The sequence below is a fragment of the Arthrobacter sp. MDT2-16 genome (genome assembly GCF_054510925.1).
Genome location: NZ_JBTNDP010000010.1, coordinates 1 through 16,943 on the forward strand (window position 1 = coordinate 1; position 16,943 = coordinate 16,943).

Here is a 16,943-nt window from a genome sequence, read left to right on the forward strand (position 1 = left end):
GGCGTGTCCTCTTGTTCCGGGCGGAGTTTGGGGTTCCTTTTTCGTTTTGGTTTTTTTCCTTTCCCGCCCCCCCCCGAACCCGCGTGCTGCCGCTCCCGGGTGCGGCGGTTCCGCCCCGCGGGGGTCACCCGGGCGGTACTCCTAGAGCTCGTCCAGGCTGCCCGTCAGGTTCCGGTGGGCCGCGAAGGCCGCACCCTCCAGGAAGGCCTTAGCCGACTCCGTCCGCGGATACGAGGTGAGCAGGCCCCAGAACACGGCGTTGTGGGACGGCTCGACGAGGTGCGCCATCTCGTGCAGGATGACGTAGTCCACCACCCAGTCGGGCATCCCCTGCAGCCTGTGCGACAGGCGGATGGAGCGGTACGCCGGCGTCGCCGAGGCCCACCGGGACCTCTGGTTGGTCACCCAGCCGATCGTCGCCGGCACTCCCCTGCCGCCGAGGTAGCGGCGTGCGAGCCCCTCGGCGCGCTGCAGCAGCTCCGGGACGGGTTCGTCGTCGGTGATCGCCGGCGTCTCCAGATACCTGGCCGTCATGCGCTCCACCATCCGCTCCACCCAGTGGCGCTCCTGGCCGGCGGAGAAATGGCCCGGGATGGAGACCCGGATGACGCCGTCCCGGATGTCGGCGCTGACGGTCCTCTTCCGCCGCGCCGAGCGACGCACCTCCACCGGCAAACGCGGTGCGCCCACCCCGGCGGGAGCATCAGGAGTTGTCACTGATGATCCCGAGGACCGCGTCTCCGTACCGCTCGAGCTTGGCGGACCCGACGCCGGCGAGGCCGCCCAGTTCCTCGAGCGTCTGCGGCCTGGCCTCAGCGATCGCGACGAGCGTGGCGTCCGTGAAGACCACGAACGCCGGCACGTCCTTGTCCCGCGCCTCGGCCAGCCGCCAGGCGCGGAGCGCGTCGAACGTCTCCTCCTGGTAGCTCGCGGGGCAGTCGTTGCAGCGCCCGATCTTCCGCTCCGATCCCGTGAGGAGCGGACGCTTGCACACGCGGCACACGGCGGGGGCGGAGGACTTGCGGCCGGCCTTGGCCCGCGGCTGGCGGAAGGACGCCTGCCCGGCCTCCGCGGGCCGGAGCGCGTCGAGGAAGCGCGACGGTTTGCGGCTGGCCCGTCCGCCCGGGGAGCGCGAGGTGGACCAGGACATCGACAGGTGGATCCGGGCGCGGGTGATGCCGACGTACAGCAGCCTGCGTTCCTCATCGATGCCCTCCTGCGTGTCGGCGAACGAGATGGGCATCAGTCCCTCGCTCAGGCCGACGAGGAAGACGGCGTCCCACTCGAGCCCCTTGGCGGAGTGCAGGGACGCGAGCGTCACGCCCTGCACCGTCGGAGCATGCTGGGACGCGGCGCGCTCCTCGAGCTCGGCCACCAGCATCTGCAGGGTGAAGGCTTCGCGGACCCTGTTCAGCTCGTCCGCGAGGCCCACGAGCGCCGCGAGCGACTCCCACTTCTCGCGGACGGCACCGGAGGTCTGGGGGGGCACGGCGGTGTAGCCGAGCGAGGCGAGGACGTCGCGCACCTGCTGGGGCACATCGGCGTCGCCCTGCGTGCGCGCCGCGGCACGGAGCTGGAGCAGGGCGTCACGGACCTCCCGCCGCTGGAAGAACCTCTCACCGCCGCGCAGCTGGTACCCGATGCCGGCACTCGCCAGGGCCTGCTCGTATGCCTCCGACTGCCCGTTGGTGCGGTACAGGATGGCGATCTCGCTCGCCTTGACGCCCTGCCCGAGCAGCACACCGATGCGCCGAGCGCATTCCGCGGCCTCGGCCTCGTCGTCGCTGCACTCGGTGAAGACCGGTTCGGGACCGGCCGGCCGCTGCGCGATCAGTTCGAGGGGTGCGGACCAGGTGGTGCCGACGGCCCGCCGGTCGGCCTCGCTGCTCCTCGCCGCCAGGAGCGTGTTCGCGGCACGGACCACCTGCGGCGTGGACCGGTAGTCACGCACCAGCTTCACCACCTGCGCGCCCTCGTAGCGCTTCGTGAACTCGAGCAGGTGCCGCGACGTGGCACCGGTGAAGGAGTAGATGGTCTGGCTGGCGTCACCGACGACGCACAGCTCCCGGCGCTCGCCCAGCCAGAGATCGAGGAGGCGCTGCTGGAGCGGGGAGACGTCCTGGTACTCGTCGACGACGAAGTGCCGGTACTGGGCCCGCACGGTCGCCGCCACCTTCTCGTCCTCCTCGAGGATGGCGACCGTCGTCAGGAGCACATCCTCGAAGTCGATCAGGTTGCGGTCGATCTTGAGGTCTTCGTAGGCCGAGAAGATGCGCGACACGCTGACGAGGTCCATGCCTGCCGGTTCCGCCCGACCCGCTGCTGCGGCCGCGTATCCGTCGGGGGTCAGCATGGAGACCTTGGCCCATTCGATCTCCGCCGCGACGTCGCGGATGGCGGCGCGGTCCGTGGACAGGCGCAGCCGCCGTGCGGCCTCCGCGATCAGCTGGGCCTTGTGGTCGACCAGTGCGGGCAGGGGTCCGCCCACCGCCTGGGGCCAGAAGTACTGCAGCTGCCTGAGGGCGGCGGCGTGGAAGGTCCGGGCCTGCACACCGCCGGCCCCGAGGTCCCGGAGCCGGGTGCGCATCTCCGCCGCCGCGCGGGCCGTGAAGGTCACCGCGAGCACCTGCTGGGGCTTGTAGACGCCGGTGTGGACGCCGTACGCGATCCTGTGGGTGATCGCGCGGGTCTTGCCCGTGCCCGCTCCCGCGAGCACGCAGAGCGGACCGGTGAGGGTACTCGCCACCGTCCGCTGTTCGTCGTCGAGCCCCTCGAGGATGCTGTCCTCGAGCAGAAGTCCGGACATCAGGGACGTGCCTCCGATGGCTCCTCGTCCAGGGGTCCGCCGTACCAGCGCTCGATGAGTGCGCGTGCGATCGAGACACCTCCGGCCACGGTGATGGTCCCGTCACGCACCTCGGCGAAGAGCTCCTCGCGCGTGAACCAGCGGACGGTGCGCATCTCCACGCGGTCCGGCACGGCGTCGGTGGTGACGGCGCGGGCCGTGAAGCCGAGCATCAGGGAGGCCGGGAAGGGCCAGGGCTGCGATCCGAGGTACTCCGGGGATTCGGTCTCGATGCCGGATTCCTCGGCGACCTCCCGGATGACGGCTGCCTCCAGCGACTCGCCCGGTTCGACGAAGCCCGCGAGGGTCGAGAAACGGTTCTCCGGCCAGGTGGCGGCGGACCCGAGCAGCAGGCGGTCGTCGTCGTCGATCACCGAGACGATGATCGCGGCGTCGGTACGCGGGTAGTGCTGCGAGCCGTCCCTGGGGCACTGACGGACCCAGCCGGCGTCCCGCACGTCGGTGGCCGAGCCGCAGCGGGGACAGTGCGTGTGGGTGGCGTGCCAGTTGGCGACGGACGCACCCTCGACGAAGAGCCCGGCGTCGCGGGCGTCCAGCGACACGGCGATGTCGCGCAGGCCCATCCACTGCTCCCGGGGAGCCAGGTCGTGGTCCTCCTCCTCGAGGACGGCGAGGACCACCCTCTGCCCCGCATCGGCGGATCCCTCGTCGATCCGCCCCAGGTAGACGAGCAGTTCGGGCCGCTGGATGTCGGACGGCGCGACGAGCAGGAGCGCGTTCCCCTGGACCGGGGCCCTCCCCCCGGCCAGCGCGAGGACCCTCGTCCCGTCCGAGGCCCAGAGGTCCTCCAGGAAGTTACCGGTGGTCCTCGCGTCACCGTCCCGGTCCGACCCCGCGCGCGAGAGCGGCAGCGATCCGAGGGGAGGCAGCACAAGGGTCCGGAGGGGATCGGTCATGGTTCTACGGTACGTTCTCGCTCCCCCAAAACCCATTCAGCGCAGAGTAGGTGGAGGACTAGTGCACACCCAGGACGAGTAGTGCATCTGGCGACTCGCCGCACCGGGATTGCGCGGCCGGTGCGCGCACGCCCTACGGTTGATCTTGTGAAACGGACACCCATGGAACTTGCCGCCATCGCAAGCGCCGCAGTACCTGGCCTGGCTCCGACGGGCGTCGCAGGCGCTCCCGACGACGCCGCCGATTTCGACTCCGCCCTGCTGGTCGACGACGCGGGGAAACAGTGGCGGGTCCGTTCACCGAAGCATGCCGAGGCCAGCATGCGGCTCGAGACGGAGCTGCAGGCGCTGCGCGCCTTCACTCCCGCGGTCAAGGCGGAACTCCCCTTCCTCATCCCGCACATGGCAGGGAGCGTACGCCAGGGTGAACTCAGCACGTTCGTGTACTCCCACCTCGCCGGGACCACCCGGTCGCTCGACGCGCTGACCGGCGGCGGACGAACCATGGCACGGGAACTGGGACGCGTCATCGCCGCGATCCACGAACTGCCCAAGGACATGGTGCAGCGCGCCGACCTCCCGGGCTACGAGGCGGACGAGTACCGGCAGCGGAAGCTGAACGAACTCGACCAGGCGGCCACGACCGGCAGGATCCCGGCCATCCTGCTGCGCCGTTGGGAGCACGCCCTCGAGGACGTGACGCTGTGGCGGTTCAGCCCCACAGTGATCCACGGAGACCTGCACGAGGACCATCTCCTGGTCTCCGCGGGCCGGGTGTCCGCCGTGACCGGTTGGACCGACCTGAGCATCAGCGATCCCGCCGAGGACTTCGCCTGGCTCGCAGCCGCCGAGGACACGGCCTTCGTCGACGCCGTGCATGAGGCGTACGCGGGTGCGAGGACGAGCGCCGTCGACCCGCACCTCCCGCGTCGTGCCGCCCTCGCTGCCGAATTCGCCCTGGCGCAGTGGCTGGTGCGCGGGGTGGCCCTCGAGGACGCCGCGATGATCCACGAGGCGGAGGGCATGCTCGCCACGCTCGAGGCCGACGTCGAGTCCATCGAACGTGAGCAGCACGAGGCCGCCGAGCGTGCGCAGCGGGCCCACGAGGAACGCCTCGAGTGGGGTGACGAACTCGGGACCGACGCCCCCGACGAGGCGGAGGGTTCTCCTGCTACCGGTGCTCGCTTGGTCTACGGTCGGCCGCAGCATCCTTCCGTGGACGAGGGCGCTCTGCAGGACTCTCCGGCGCAGGAACGGGCCGGGACGGGCGACCGGGCCGCAGGCGCGGACGGCCATTCCTGGAGGGCGGGTAGCCATGCCTACGATCCGGATGGTCCTGCCGGCCAGCGGTTCCACCGGCTGCCGGGCAGCCCCTCGGCGCAGCCCTCCAGCCGCGACGAGGACCGGTCGGCTCCCCATGGAGACTCCGACGGGACCGCTTCGGGCTCGTCCCTCGCCTACGCCCGCCTGACGGCCGGTCGTCAGCGGACCGGCGCGACCTCCGCCACGGCCCTGCTGCGCAACGACGTGTCGGGCGCAGGGTCGCCGGACGACGTCGCGACCTCGGCCCTGCCGATCGTCTCCTCCCGCAACTGAGGCCGCCGCGCCGCTCGTGCCGGGCGTCGACCTCACCGGCCCCGCACGGGAAGGCGGCCGGCATCGTGCTCACGCCGCCGTGGCCGCAGCCCGGATGATCCCCTCGAGCTCCGCCGCGTCGGCGAGGTCGTGCGGGCGGACCACGAGGTTGTCCGCGACGTAGAAGAAGGCAGCCCGCACCTTCGCGAGCGGGACGTCCTTCAGGCGGGACCAGGCGAGGCGGTAGACCGCGAGCTGCACGGCCTTGGCTGCGCGCCGGTCGGGAGCAGGAGGGCGACCTGTCTTCCAGTCGATGAGGTCCCAGCCGCCGTCAGCGTCCCGGAACACCGCATCGATGCGCCCGCGGACCACGATGCCACCGATCCTCGTCTCGATCGGCGCCTCGATCGCTGCCGGTTCGCGGAGCGCCCACTCGGACTGCTCGAAGATCGCGGCCATGTCCTGCAGGCCGAGGGTCTCGTCCACGTAGGCGTCCGCTCCGCCAGGGTACTCGCCGAGGTCGAGCATGCCGCCGGAGCCGTAGAACTCCTCGATCCAGGCGTGGAACGCCGTCCCCTTCCGCGCAGCCGAGCCCGGGCGCCGGGGCAGCGGACGCCGCAGCTGCTGCATCACCGCGCCCGGGTCCTCACGGAGCTCCACGAGGGTCGAGGCCGAGATGTGCGAGGGCAGCGCGAGGGGCATCCGCTCCCGCTCGCGCGCCTGCCGGGCCAGGGCCAGCCGGACCTCCCGTCCCCAGCGGCCGCCGTCGACCTCCACCTCGGGGGCGGGTGCCGCGGCCTGCTCAAGGACCGCACGCGCAGCGCGTTCCATGGACGTGCGCCGGGCACCCAGGGGGTCGAACGGCCACGCCGCACGCTCGGGGCTCGCGTTCGCGGGATTGGCGTCGCCCTCGTCCTCCTCCGCGACCCAGTGCGGCATCGTAAACCCGGCGGAACCGGACTCGGCGAGGTGCGCGAGGTCCGCGAGGTAGGACGACGGCGCCGACGGCCGCGACCGGCCCCCGCCCCACGCCGACGAGGTGCACACGAGCGCGTGCTTCGCCCGGGTGAAGGCGACGTACGCGAGCCGGCGTTCCTCCCGCTCAGCATGGGCCCGGGCCTCGCCCGTGAACTCCTTCTCGCTGGTCAGCCATTCCTTCTGGTCCTGCTGCTCCCAGTCCCACTGCGGGAGTTCCCTCGCGTCCCCGCGCAACGGCCAGGGGATCGCGGCGTCGCCGCTGCTCCACCGTGAATCCTTGCCGCTGGGGAAGGACCCGTCGTTGAGGCCCGGCACGAAGACGACGTCCCACTCGAGCCCCTTGGAGGCGTGGACCGTCAGGAGCTGCACGGCGTCCCGGCTCGCTTCGAGCTGCGTCACGGGCAGTCCGTCCTCCTCCTGGTCCGCCGCCTCGAGCCAGGCGAGGAACGCCGGGAGGTCGACCCTCTCGGCGGTGGACACGAATCCCGCGACGGCCTCCGTGAAGGCGTCGAGGTTGCGGCGTGCCTCGTGGATGCTCACACCCGGCTTCGCCGCCACCTCGATGTCCAGCAGGATCGCACGCTCGACCTCACCGATCATGGTGCCGAGGTCGTCCCCGACGAAACTCCGCAGCGCCCGCAACTCACGCCGCAGCGCATCGAGCCGGCGCCGGGCCGTCTCGCTGAGCGACCTGCCCGAGGACGACACCCAGTCCGTGGGCGGGAGGTAGTCGACGGCCTCGACCAGGCTGCCCGCCTCGGCGAGGTCGGGCGCCACGACGGCGGCTTCACCCTGCTCGTGGTCGAGCTCCTCCCCTGCCGCCCCACCGCGACGGAACAGGGCCTCGCGCGTCCGGGCGAGCTGCCGGGACCAGTCGCCGAGCGCCATGAGATCGGCCGGGCCCAGCCGCCAGCGCGCGCCGGCCAGGAGCCGGAGCATCGCATCCGAGCGGTCGGGATCACCCAGGACCCGCAGGGTGGCGAGCAGATCGACGATCTCGGGGGTGCGCAGCAACCCGCCGAGGCCCACGATCTGGACCGGGACGCCGGCGCGCTCGAGTTCCCGCCGAATGGGATCGAACTGCTTGCGCCCGCGGCACAGCACGGCCATCGTGGGCCGCAGCGGGCTGCCGTCGTCGTCGGTCTCGAAGCTGCGCCCGCGCTGCCGGAGAACCTCCCGGGCGACGGCCTCCGCCTCGCTCAGGGCCGGCACGGTGTGCTGCACATCCTCCGGTCCGCGATCTGCGACGCTCACGGGGGCGTCCGTGAGGAATCGCCCCAGCAGCACCTCGCCGAGCGGTGCCTGCGGCCTGGCGACGAGACCGGGGACCTGCTGCACCGACGTGGTGCGGAGCCAGGGCGCCGGAACGTTCAGCGGCGCGGACACCGTGTTCGCGGCCTCGAGGATCGACGTCGAGTTCCGCCAGGCGACCGACAGGTGGGCGACCTCCGACGGCGTGAGTCCGCCGTCGTGCACCTTCGGGAAGGCCGTCCGGAAGGTCGCGAGCTGCCCGGCGGAAGCGCCCCGGAAGCCGTAGATCGACTGGTGCGGATCGCCGACCGCCGTGACGGAGCGCCCGTCGGCGAACAGCCGCGAGAACAGGACCATCTGCGCGTGCGAGGTGTCCTGGAACTCGTCCAGCAGCACGACCCTGTACTTCTCGCGTTCCATCGTGCCCGCTTCCGGGATGTCCCGGGCGATCCGTGCAGCGAGGGACACCAGATCCCCGAAGTCGAGCTGGCGGCGCGCGAGCTTCGCAGCGGCGTACCGCTCGGTCAGCTCGGTGACGGTGACGCGGACGCGCAGCCTGTTGAGCAGTTTCGCCGCGTCCTGGGTGGACGTCTTCGGGGAGCCCGCGACATAGGGCCGCGAGGACACGTACTCGATGTGGCGGCGCAGTTCGTCCCGCACGGTCGCGGGGCTGACCAGGTGCTCCGCGCACTCCCCCGCCATGTCCAGCACGGCCTTCACGAGCGTGCTCTTCGCACCCGTGAGGTGTTCCCACTCCCCGTCGTAGGTCTCCACCACGGAGGCGGCGAGCTGCCAGGACTGGGCGGTGCCGAGCATCACCGAGTCGCGTTCGACGCCGATGCGCAGCCCGTAGTCCTGCACGATCCCGTTCGCGAAGGAGTGGTAGGTGGAGATGGTCGGGTCGAGCCGGTCGAGCGCGTCGGCTCCCGCCGGGGCCGACGGCTCCCCGTCGAGGGCCGTGTAGAGCTGGGCCAGGCGCTGCCGGACGCGCGAGGCGAGCTCACCGGCGGCCTTCCGCGTGAAGGTGACGCCGAGGATCTGCTCGGGGCGCACGAGGTCGTTGGCGACGAGCCAGACGACCCTGTCGGCCATGGTCCTGGTCTTTCCGGATCCCGCCCCGGCGATGACGAGGAGCGGCTCCAGAGGGGCCTCGATGACGCGCGCCTGATCCTCGGTGGGGTACGGCACGGGGGCATCGGGGTCGGAGTGGAGCAGCTCCGCGAGTCGCCGGGCGGAGTACCGGATCGTCGTCGGCTCGGGAGCCATCACTGCGTCACCTGCTTGCCTTCTTCGCACAACGGGCAGATCTCGGGCAACCGGCAGCCGCTACCGCCGAACCCGGACCGCCGTGGGTCGTGGATCGTCTCGAACGTCTCGGCAGCCATGAGCGCGGCGGCGTCCTGGATCATGGTCCTCGCCCAGGTGTCCTCGGGGCCCACGGCAGGCTGCGCCTGCACCGAGACGTTCTTGTCGCTCTTGCCCAGCTGGACCAGCGACGCACCGCCCGGTGTGCCCGGGTCTCCCGCGGCGGCCCCGTCGTCGGGCGCACCGCTGTCATCGCCCGCCAGCGCCCCTGCGGCAACGGCCGTCTGGTAGGCGGCGAGTTGCGGATGCCGCGCGATGTCGGCTCCGGCGGGAGCGTTCCTGCCCGTCTTCAGGTCGACGACCACGAACCGGCCCTCCGCGTCGAGCTCGAGCCGGTCGATCTGCCCGCGGAGCCGCGCGATCCGCTCCGCGCCGTCGATCCGCACCTCGAGGTCCACCGAGAAATCGACCTCGGTCGCCTGCAGCATCCGGCCCTCCTTCCGCATCGAGAGCACGTACGCGGCGAGTTTGCGCACCATCGTCTCGGCGCGCCGGAAGTCGGCCCGTCCCTCCCAGGTGTCCTTGATCCCGAGCTGCGGCCAGCGCCGCTCCAGTTCGCGGACGTACTCGTTGCCGGTGGCCTCCGGGAGGTCCTGCGCGATCTGGTGGACGAGGGTCCCGAGGGAGCGGGCGAAGTCGGTGGTCCTCTCTCCCCCGGCGGCCGAGACGAACCAGCTCAGGGGCGAGGTGAGCACCGACTCCACCTTCGAGGGCGAGACCGGCACGGGCTGATCCGGCGGCACCACCGGTTCCTCGCTGCTCAGGCCGAAGACACCCCACCACTGTGCCGGGTGTGCACCGGGCACGGGCGGCTCGAGCACGGCCATGTGCCCCAGGTGCCGGACGGCCTCGCGCGACAGGGCGGGGGCGGCCTGCGGGTCCTGCGCGAACTTGCGCAGCTCGGCGACCAGGGCGCGGAGGGTGACGGGCCGCAGCACCTCGGTGCGCGCGCGCTCCGCCGCACCGGCCGGCAGGGGGTCGAGCACGTCGAGGAACTGGGACGCCTGTTCGTCCTGCGACGAGACCGCGCAGCATACGAGCTCCCGGGTTGCCCGGGACACCGCGAGGGAGAAGGTCCGCAGCTCGTCGAAGCGGATGTCCTGCAGCAGCGACACCGGGTCCCGGGTGCTGCGGAAGGACTCCCCGTGATCGAGCAGTGCACGCAGCTCCCCGGACCCGAGGAGTTCTCCGCGGAGCCGGAGATTCGGCCAGACGCCGTCCTGCACGCCCGCGACGATCACCAACGGCCAGTGCCGCCCGGCTGCGCTCGCGGGTGTGAGCACCGAGACGGACGCCTGCCGGGCTGTGCGCTGCGTCAGCGTGTCCATGGGGATGTCCTGGCTGAGGATGTAGTCGAGGAAGAGCTCGGGGTCGGCTCCCGGCATCTGCTCGACGAAGCGCTCGGCCGTGTGGAACAGCGCCATCATCGCGTCCAGGTCCCGGTCCGCACGGGCCGAGGATGGTCCCTCGGACAGCGCTGCGGCGGACCACTGCTGCGCGAGACCGGACGCCGACCAGAGGGCCCACAGGACGGTCTCGGGGTCCCGTGCCGGGTCCGCTGTCGCGGCCCTGGCGGCCTCCAGCATGCGGTGCAGCCGCCGGACGGGGGCACCCTCGGACGGCAGCGCGGCGATGTCCACGGGTGAGGTGAACAGGGCGGCGAGGAGCTCATCGCTCGTGCGGCCGCCGCCCTGCTGGAGTTCCGTGCGCCGCAGGATCTGGCGGAGCCGGCGGAGGTCGAGACTGCCTGCCCCGCCGATCCGCGAGGTCAGCAGGGAGATGCACAGTTCCGCGTCCAATTCCGTCCTCCCCACCACCACGGCGTAGAGATCGAGCAGAGGCCGGACGGCGGGCTCCTCCCGAATCGCGGTCTCCGCGGCGGGCACGTTCACGGCGATGCCCTGCGCGGTCAGGAAGCGCTGTACGGCGGATACCTGCGCCCCGTTCCGGACGATCACCGCGATGTCGTCGAGACTGCGCTCGTCGAACAGGTGGGCTTCGAGGATCCGCTGGGTGACGAACCGCTGTTCGTGGAACGCGCTGTCCAGGACGTGGGCGGACACCACCGGACGATCAGCCGTCGGACCGTCTTCCCGGGTCCCGTGCTGCTCCCCCATCCGGTGCCCGCCCGGCTCGGCTTCCTGCTCGGAGGCGGTCTCGCCCTGGGGTGTCCGGTAGGCCGTGCTGACGCCGGTCGTGGCGATCCGGGCGGCCACGTTGCCCCACGCCTCCGCGAGCCGGTCCCCCATGGTCAGGGACGCGGGCAGGGTCACGGTGGTCAGGCCCCCGCCGCGGCGGAAGAGGGTGGACAGGCGTCCGGTGAGTTCGGGGCGGGCACCGCGGAAGCCCTGCGCGACGGTATCGGGACAGGAGGTGACGACGACGTCGTTGCCCGTCCCGATGAGGCCCAGGAGCGCATGGATCGCGGGATTGGCCTCCTGGTAGTCGTCGACGAGGATCAGGCGGAGCCGTTGCCGCTCCCGGTCGAGGAAGTCAGGGTCCGTCTCGAGGATCTCCCGGGCGGCGGTCAGGATGCCCGCGGGGTCGAAGGCTTCGGGCATCCGGAGGTCGAGGACGTCGCGGTACTCCCGGTAGAGCGCCGCCGCGGCCACCCAGTCCGGCCGGTCGAAGCGGTGGCCCCACTCCGCGAGGTCGTCCGCCGGTACCCCGTACTCGCTCACACGGTCGAACAGGTCGCGGATCTCCTGCCGGAACCCGCGCGTCGGCAGCGCCAGGGCGAGGCTCGAGGGCCACCCGGGCGATGCGGCGCCGTCCCGTCCGTGCCCGGAGAGCAGCTCCTTGATGATGAGGTCCTGCTCCGCGCCTGACAGGAGCCGCGGCGTGCGCGGGATCAGGGGCATCCGGCCCTCGGCCTTCGCCCGCCGGATGAGGTCGAAGGCGTAGGACGCCCAGGTGCGTGCGGGCGCCGTGCTGATGCTGCGGTCGAGCTTCGCCGTGAGTTCGTCGCGGAGCCGGGTGGCCGCTGCGCGCGTGGGCGCGAGGAGCAGCAGCCCCTCCGGCCCGATGGACCCCGCCTCGATGCGTCGCACGGCCAGATCCGTGAGCAGCGACGACTTCCCGCTCCCGGGAGCACCGAGGACCAGGACCTGCCCCGAGACGTCCTCCAGCGACGCGAGGACGGCCTCGTACCCCCGGTGCCGAGCCGTGGCAGCGGGGTGCGGGGCACCGCCGGCCGCCGGCGGCGCGTCGGGGAGAGTACTCGTCATGCCTCAAGACCATCACATGCCACGGACAATCAGCGGCAGCGCAACGGCTGGCGCTCTCGCCCGGCCTGCAGTGCCGCACCGAGCCCTGCCATCCGCGCCTGGTCCGCCTCCGAGGGCCACCAGCGGGCGACGCCGAGATCGACGCGGTACTCCTCGGGGCCCGCCGGTCCCGACGGGAGGGACAGGGCAGTGCCCTCGTCGTCGTAGTGGCGTCGCGCCGGCAGGGCGAAGCCGCGCGGCGGGTGGCCCCCGGCGCGCAGGACGCGCCACCACGGGACGTCCCGGGTGCTGCGGGACAGGGCCCTGCCGACCTGCCGGGGACCGCCGCAGCCGAGGAGTTCGGCGATGTCCCCGTACGTCAGCACGCGGCGCGCGGGGATCATCCCGGCGACGGCGAGCACGGCCTCGACGTATGCGTCGGGGTCGACGCGCGGGGACGGTGCCCCACCCGGCCCGGCGGCGTCCTGCGGCTCCGGCTCGACACTGTCCGCGGGTCGGGGATGCATGCGCCAACAGTAGCCCTGCCCTCGTCCCGCCACCCGTCGCAGCGTGCCGTCAGGGCGGAGCGGCCCCATGGTCCGCCGTCCCCGGGTGGCGACACCGCCTGGGGCGGCGCTCGCCGGAGGGCTCCGCCAAAGCGTCGGAGCCCGCCAGTACGGTGGTCGCATGACGAGCTGGCATGAGGGTCCGCGGGCGGCCTTCGACCTCGAGACGACGGGGCGCGACCCGCTGTCGGCACGGATCGTGACCGCGACGATCGTCCTCGTCGACGGCAGCGGCGAGGTGCTCGAGCACCACGAGTGGCTGGCCGACCCGGGTGTCGAGATCCCGGAGGGAGCCGCCGCGATCCACGGCGTCTCGACGGAGCACGCCCGCGCTCACGGACTGGCCGCCGTGGAGGTGGTCCGCAGCATCGCGGCGGTCCTCGCACGACTCTTCGGCGAGGGCACCCCCGTGCTGGCCTACAACGCCCGGTACGACTTCACGGTGCTGGAGCAGGAGGGGCGCCGCCATGAGGTGCCCGTCCCCCGCCCATCGCCCGTGATCGATCCCTACGTCATGGACAAGCAGGCGGACCGGTACCGGCGCGGCAAGCGGACGTTGACGGCGCTGTGCGAGCACTACGGCGTCCGCTTCGAGAACGCGCACACGTCTGCCGCCGATGTCCTCGCGACCCTCGAGATCGGCAGGATCCTCGCCGACCGGTACGCGTTCCTCCGGCGACCGGCGACCGACCTCCATGCCGCACTCATCGTCTGGGCGGAGCGGCAGGCGGCCGGTTTCGAGGAGTACCTCCGGCGGACGGAGCCGGACGCCGTGATCGAGCGGGCATGGCCCGTCATCGCGCCGCCGGAGGATCCGGGCCCGGCTCCGGTGGAGCCGCCGACGGCGCTGCGGGCGGGACCGGTCGACACCGTGCCGCCCGTCGGACGATCGGCGCCTTCCCTGCGGACGGCGCCGATCGCGGGCTGATGCGATGCCCCCCGGCCTGCAGGCCCAGCGGGGAGTGGGCCTGCAGGCCGCGCGGGAACCGGCCCGTCGTGGGCCGGCACGCCGAGGAACGGCGCTGCAGCCGCGGCCGCTGCCGTCAGTCGACGGGAACCGCTGCCGCCGCCGCCCGCGCCGCGGCGGGAAGTGCGGCGTGCACGCGTTCCATGGCGGCGTCGTCGTGCGCGGCGGAGAGGAACCATGCCTCGTACACCGACGGCGGGAGGTAGACGCCCGAGTCCAGCATGGAGTGGAAGAACGGTCCGTAGCGGAATGCCTCCTGCGCCTGGGCGTCGGCGTAGTTCCACACGCCGTGCTCGGCGGTGCCGAACGCCACGCTGAACAGGTTCCCGGCCCGCTGGATCGAGTGGTCGACGCCGGCCTTCGAGAGTTCCGCGGTGAGGGCGTCGCTCACCTCGAGCGAGCGCGCGTCGACATGGCGGTAGACGTCGTCGGTGGCGGCCGTCAGGGTCGCGACGCCCGCCGCCATGGCGATCGGATTGCCCGACAGCGTGCCCGCCTGGTAGACGGGCCCGATCGGAGCGAGGTAGTTCATCACGTCGGCACGTCCGCCGAGTGCCGCCGCCGGGATGCCCCCGCCGATGACCTTGCCGAACGTCAGGAGGTCGGGCGTCCAGGGGTGCTCGGCGTCGTCCGCTCCGCCGGTGAGCTTCCAGTACCCGCCGGCATGCGTGCGGAAACCCGTCATGACCTCGTCGACGATGAACAGCGCGCCGTGCTCGGAGGTGATGCGGCTCAGGAACGCGTTGAAGCCGGGCGCCGGCGTCACGACGCCCATGTTCGCGGGGGCGGCTTCCGTGATGACGGCGGCGATGGAGTCGCCGTGCGTCCGGAAGGCCTCCTCGACTGCCTCGACGTCGTTGTACGGCAGCACCAGCGTCTCGGCCGTGGTCGCCTCGGTGACGCCGGCCGAACCCGGCAGCGCCAGCGTGGCGACGCCCGATCCTGCGGACGCGAGGAGGCTGTCGACGTGGCCGTGGTAGCAGCCGGCGAACTTCACGATGAGGTTGCGCGAGGTGAACCCGCGCGCCAGGCGCACCGCGGTCATGGTGGCCTCGGTGCCGGTGGAGACCATGCGCAGGAGTTCGACGGCGGGGACGCGCTCCTTCACGAGCTGCGCGAGGTCGGCCTCGGCCGGCGTCGAGGCGCCGAACGTGAGCCCGTGGTCGACAGCGCGATGGACGGCGGCGATGACGTCCGGGTGCGAGTGCCCGAGCAGCGCCGGACCCCACGAGCAGACGAGGTCCACGTACTCCTGCCCGTCCGCGTCGGTCACGTAGGCGCCGTGGGCGTCGACGAGGAAGCGCGGTGTACCGCCCACCGAACCGAAGGCCCGCACGGGCGAATTGACGCCGCCGGGCATGAGGGCGCGGGCGCGTTCGTACAGGGTGTCCGACGTGGTCGGGGATGTGGTCATGGCGGGTTCCTTAGTTCTTCTCGTCGAGCCAGAGCGCCAGCTCCGAGGCCCAGTAGGTTAGGATCATCTGCGCACCTGCGCGCTTGATACCGAGGACGGACTCCTCGATGGCGCGACGACGGTCGATCCAGCCGTTCGCGGCCGCCGCCTCGATCATGGCGTATTCACCCGAGATCTGGTACGCGGCGACGGGGACCGGGGACATGGCGGCGACGTCGGCGAGGATGTCGAGGTAGCTCATGGCCGGCTTGACCATGACCATGTCGGCGCCCTCCTCGATGTCGAGTTCCACCTCGAGGATCGCCTCGCGCCTGTTCGCGGCGTCCATCTGGTAGGTCCGCCGGTCGCCGACGAGCTGGGAGTCGACGGCCTCCCGGAAGGGCCCGTAGAACGCGGAGGCGTACTTCGCGGCGTAGGCGAGCACCACGGTGTCCTGGTGTCCGGCCTCGTCGAGCGCCTGGCGGATGACGGCCACCTGGCCGTCCATCATGCCGGACGGGCCGAGGACGTGTGCGCCGGCGTTGGCCTGCTCGACGGCCATCCGCGCGTAGAGGGTCAGGGTCGTGTCGTTGTCCACGGAGCCGTCCTCGGCGAGCACGCCGCAGTGGCCGTGGTCCGTGAATTCGTCGAGGCAGACGTCGCTCATCACGACGAGGGCGTCGCCCACCTCGGCGCGGACGTCGGCGATCGCCCGGTTGAGGACGCCGTCGGGGTCGATGCCCGCGCTGCCGGTGGCGTCGCGGTGCTCGGGGATGCCGAAGAGCATGATGCCGCCCACGCCCCGCTCCACGGCTTCGGCCGCCGCGCGCTTCAGGGAGTCCGTGGAGTGCTGCACGACGCCCGGCATGGACAGGATGGGCGAGGGCTCGGTGAGCCCTTCCCGGATGAAGGCCGGCAGGATCAGCTCGGACGGATGGACGCGGTACTCCGCGACCATGCGCCGCAGGGCAGGGGTCGAGCGCAGCCTCCGGGGCCGGTGCTGGGGGAAACTCATGGCTGATCTCCGTTCCGTGATGCGGCGACGGGCACGCCGCGTGTGAAGGCTTCCTCGACGGCCGCCGCGATCCCCTGCGGGGTCGGCTCCGCGGCCGTCGCGGCAGGCTCCCAGCCGTGCGACCGGAGGGCCGCGGCCGTGGTGCGCCCGATGGCCACCGGCAGAAAGGCGAGCGGCCCGCCCCCCAGCCTTTCATGGAACTGCAGCACGGCGCTCGGAGCCGTGAAGACGACGGCGGGGTGGACAGGCCGCGCGGCGAACCCGAGGACGTCGCCTGCGGACAGCAGGGGCGGCGGCGCCCCCTCCTCCGCGACGCCCGGCAGATGCCGGGCGGGGTCCGCCGGATAGGGCACGGTGCGGTATGCGGTGACGCGGCGCACCGACCAGCCGAGGGCGGTCAGGCCGGCCCGCAGGTCGTCGGGGGCGAGGTCGCCCTGAGGCAGGAGGACCGACCCGGGACCGGGCCCGAAGGCATCGAGCAGGCCCGAGGAGGACGCCTGCCCCGGGACGAGGTCGACGAGCAAGCCGGCATCGGCCAGGAGTCCGGCCGTCGCCGACCCCACGGCGGCCACCCTGGCAGCGCCGGTGCGGACGACATCCGCCAGGGTCGTCCCCCGCGCCCGGGCCAGCAGCTCCAGGGCCTGCACACCGTTGCCGCTCGTCACCACGAGCCACGCGTAGTGGCCGCGCCCCAGCGCCGCGAGTTCCGCCGTGACGGCCCCAGGGTCCTCGGGCAGTTCCGTGTCGGTGAGAGGCAGCGCGAACGCAGCCCTGCCTCTGGAGCGCAGGGCCTCGGCGATCCGGACGGACCGTGCGGGATGCCGAAGGACGACCACCGGCGCGTCGGCCCGGGCCTGCACCACGG

11 protein-coding genes are annotated in these 16,943 nt (G+C 72.4%); 2 read left to right on the plus strand and 9 right to left on the minus strand.

The genetic code is table 11. From position 1 onward, the window contains the following. Positions 1-141: 141 nt before the first annotated feature. Genes ACX80N_RS15475 through nudC form a run of 3 tightly spaced genes read right to left on the minus strand, consistent with a single transcriptional unit; the run spans position 142 to position 3,762 of the window. Positions 142-717 (minus strand): M48 metallopeptidase family protein, encoded by a 576-nt coding sequence (locus ACX80N_RS15475; protein ID WP_459340101.1) that lies wholly within the window; start codon positions 715-717, stop codon positions 142-144. Continuing rightward, positions 704-2,806 (minus strand): ATP-dependent DNA helicase UvrD2, encoded by a 2,103-nt coding sequence (locus ACX80N_RS15480; RefSeq protein ID WP_459340102.1) that lies wholly within the window; start codon positions 2,804-2,806, stop codon positions 704-706. Before ACX80N_RS15480 ends, ACX80N_RS15475 begins: the two co-directional genes overlap by 14 nt. Further along, a complete protein-coding gene (gene nudC / locus ACX80N_RS15485) occupies positions 2,806-3,762 on the minus strand; it encodes an NAD(+) diphosphatase (protein WP_459340103.1) in 957 nt (318 codons plus the stop codon). Before nudC ends, ACX80N_RS15480 begins: the two co-directional genes overlap by 1 nt. Before the next feature lie 162 nt (positions 3,763-3,924). Between nudC and ACX80N_RS15490 the strand changes: the two genes are divergently transcribed. Further along, positions 3,925-5,358, plus strand: coding sequence for a phosphotransferase (locus ACX80N_RS15490; RefSeq protein WP_459340104.1), 1,434 nt, complete (start codon positions 3,925-3,927; stop codon positions 5,356-5,358). Positions 5,359-5,427: 69 nt separating this feature from the next. On the opposite strand, the gene ACX80N_RS15495 is transcribed toward ACX80N_RS15490, so the two are convergent. The 3 genes from ACX80N_RS15495 to ACX80N_RS15505 are packed head-to-tail and all read right to left on the minus strand — an operon-like array spanning position 5,428 to position 12,664. Further along, the gene (locus tag ACX80N_RS15495; RefSeq protein WP_459340105.1) at positions 5,428-8,832 is read right to left on the minus strand and encodes an ATP-dependent helicase; all 3,405 of its coding nucleotides are present in this window, start codon (positions 8,830-8,832) and stop codon (positions 5,428-5,430) included. Next, positions 8,832-12,158, minus strand: coding sequence for an ATP-dependent helicase (locus ACX80N_RS15500; protein WP_459340106.1), 3,327 nt, complete (start codon positions 12,156-12,158; stop codon positions 8,832-8,834). Before ACX80N_RS15500 ends, ACX80N_RS15495 begins: the two co-directional genes overlap by 1 nt. A gap of 29 nt (positions 12,159-12,187) precedes the next feature. After that, positions 12,188-12,664 carry an MGMT family protein gene (locus tag ACX80N_RS15505; protein ID WP_459340107.1) on the minus strand — a complete coding sequence of 159 codons (477 nt, stop codon included), beginning with the start codon at positions 12,662-12,664 and terminating at the stop codon, positions 12,188-12,190. Positions 12,665-12,824: 160 nt separating this feature from the next. On the opposite strand from ACX80N_RS15505, the gene ACX80N_RS15510 reads away from it, so the two are divergent. Next, positions 12,825-13,631 carry an exonuclease domain-containing protein gene (locus ACX80N_RS15510; protein WP_459340108.1) on the plus strand — a complete coding sequence of 269 codons (807 nt, stop codon included), beginning with the start codon at positions 12,825-12,827 and terminating at the stop codon, positions 13,629-13,631. A gap of 115 nt (positions 13,632-13,746) precedes the next feature. Here the strand turns inward: ACX80N_RS15510 and hemL are convergent, their stop codons facing one another. From hemL to ACX80N_RS15525, 3 genes are read right to left on the minus strand one after another with little or no spacing between them, the layout of a single operon-like run. Next, complete coding sequence (hemL, locus tag ACX80N_RS15515; RefSeq protein ID WP_105032736.1) at positions 13,747-15,084, minus strand: glutamate-1-semialdehyde 2,1-aminomutase; 1,338 nt, start codon at positions 15,082-15,084, stop codon at positions 13,747-13,749. Between the two features lie 10 nt (positions 15,085-15,094). After that, a complete protein-coding gene (hemB, locus tag ACX80N_RS15520; RefSeq protein ID WP_459340109.1) occupies positions 15,095-16,078 on the minus strand; it encodes a porphobilinogen synthase in 984 nt (327 codons plus the stop codon). Beyond that, positions 16,075-16,941, minus strand: a complete 867-nt coding sequence (locus ACX80N_RS15525; RefSeq protein ID WP_459340110.1) for a uroporphyrinogen-III synthase — start codon at positions 16,939-16,941, stop codon at positions 16,075-16,077. Before ACX80N_RS15525 ends, hemB begins: the two co-directional genes overlap by 4 nt. Between the last annotated feature and the right edge of the window lie 2 nt (positions 16,942-16,943).

Coding starts and splice junctions, on each gene's coding strand:
- hemB (WP_459340109.1), bottom strand. CDS start 16,078: ATGAGTTTCCCCCAGCACCGGCCCCGGAGGCTGCGCTCGACCCCTGCC.
- ACX80N_RS15500 (WP_459340106.1), bottom strand. CDS start 12,158: ATGACGAGTACTCTCCCCGACGCGCCGCCGGCGGCCGGCGGTGCCCCG.
- hemL (WP_105032736.1), bottom strand. CDS start 15,084: ATGACCACATCCCCGACCACGTCGGACACCCTGTACGAACGCGCCCGC.
- ACX80N_RS15495 (WP_459340105.1), bottom strand. CDS start 8,832: ATGGCTCCCGAGCCGACGACGATCCGGTACTCCGCCCGGCGACTCGCG.
- ACX80N_RS15490 (WP_459340104.1), top strand. CDS start 3,925: ATGGAACTTGCCGCCATCGCAAGCGCCGCAGTACCTGGCCTGGCTCCG.
- ACX80N_RS15505 (WP_459340107.1), bottom strand. CDS start 12,664: ATGCATCCCCGACCCGCGGACAGTGTCGAGCCGGAGCCGCAGGACGCC.
- ACX80N_RS15480 (WP_459340102.1), bottom strand. CDS start 2,806: ATGTCCGGACTTCTGCTCGAGGACAGCATCCTCGAGGGGCTCGACGAC.
- nudC (WP_459340103.1), bottom strand. CDS start 3,762: ATGACCGATCCCCTCCGGACCCTTGTGCTGCCTCCCCTCGGATCGCTG.
- ACX80N_RS15510 (WP_459340108.1), top strand. CDS start 12,825: ATGACGAGCTGGCATGAGGGTCCGCGGGCGGCCTTCGACCTCGAGACG.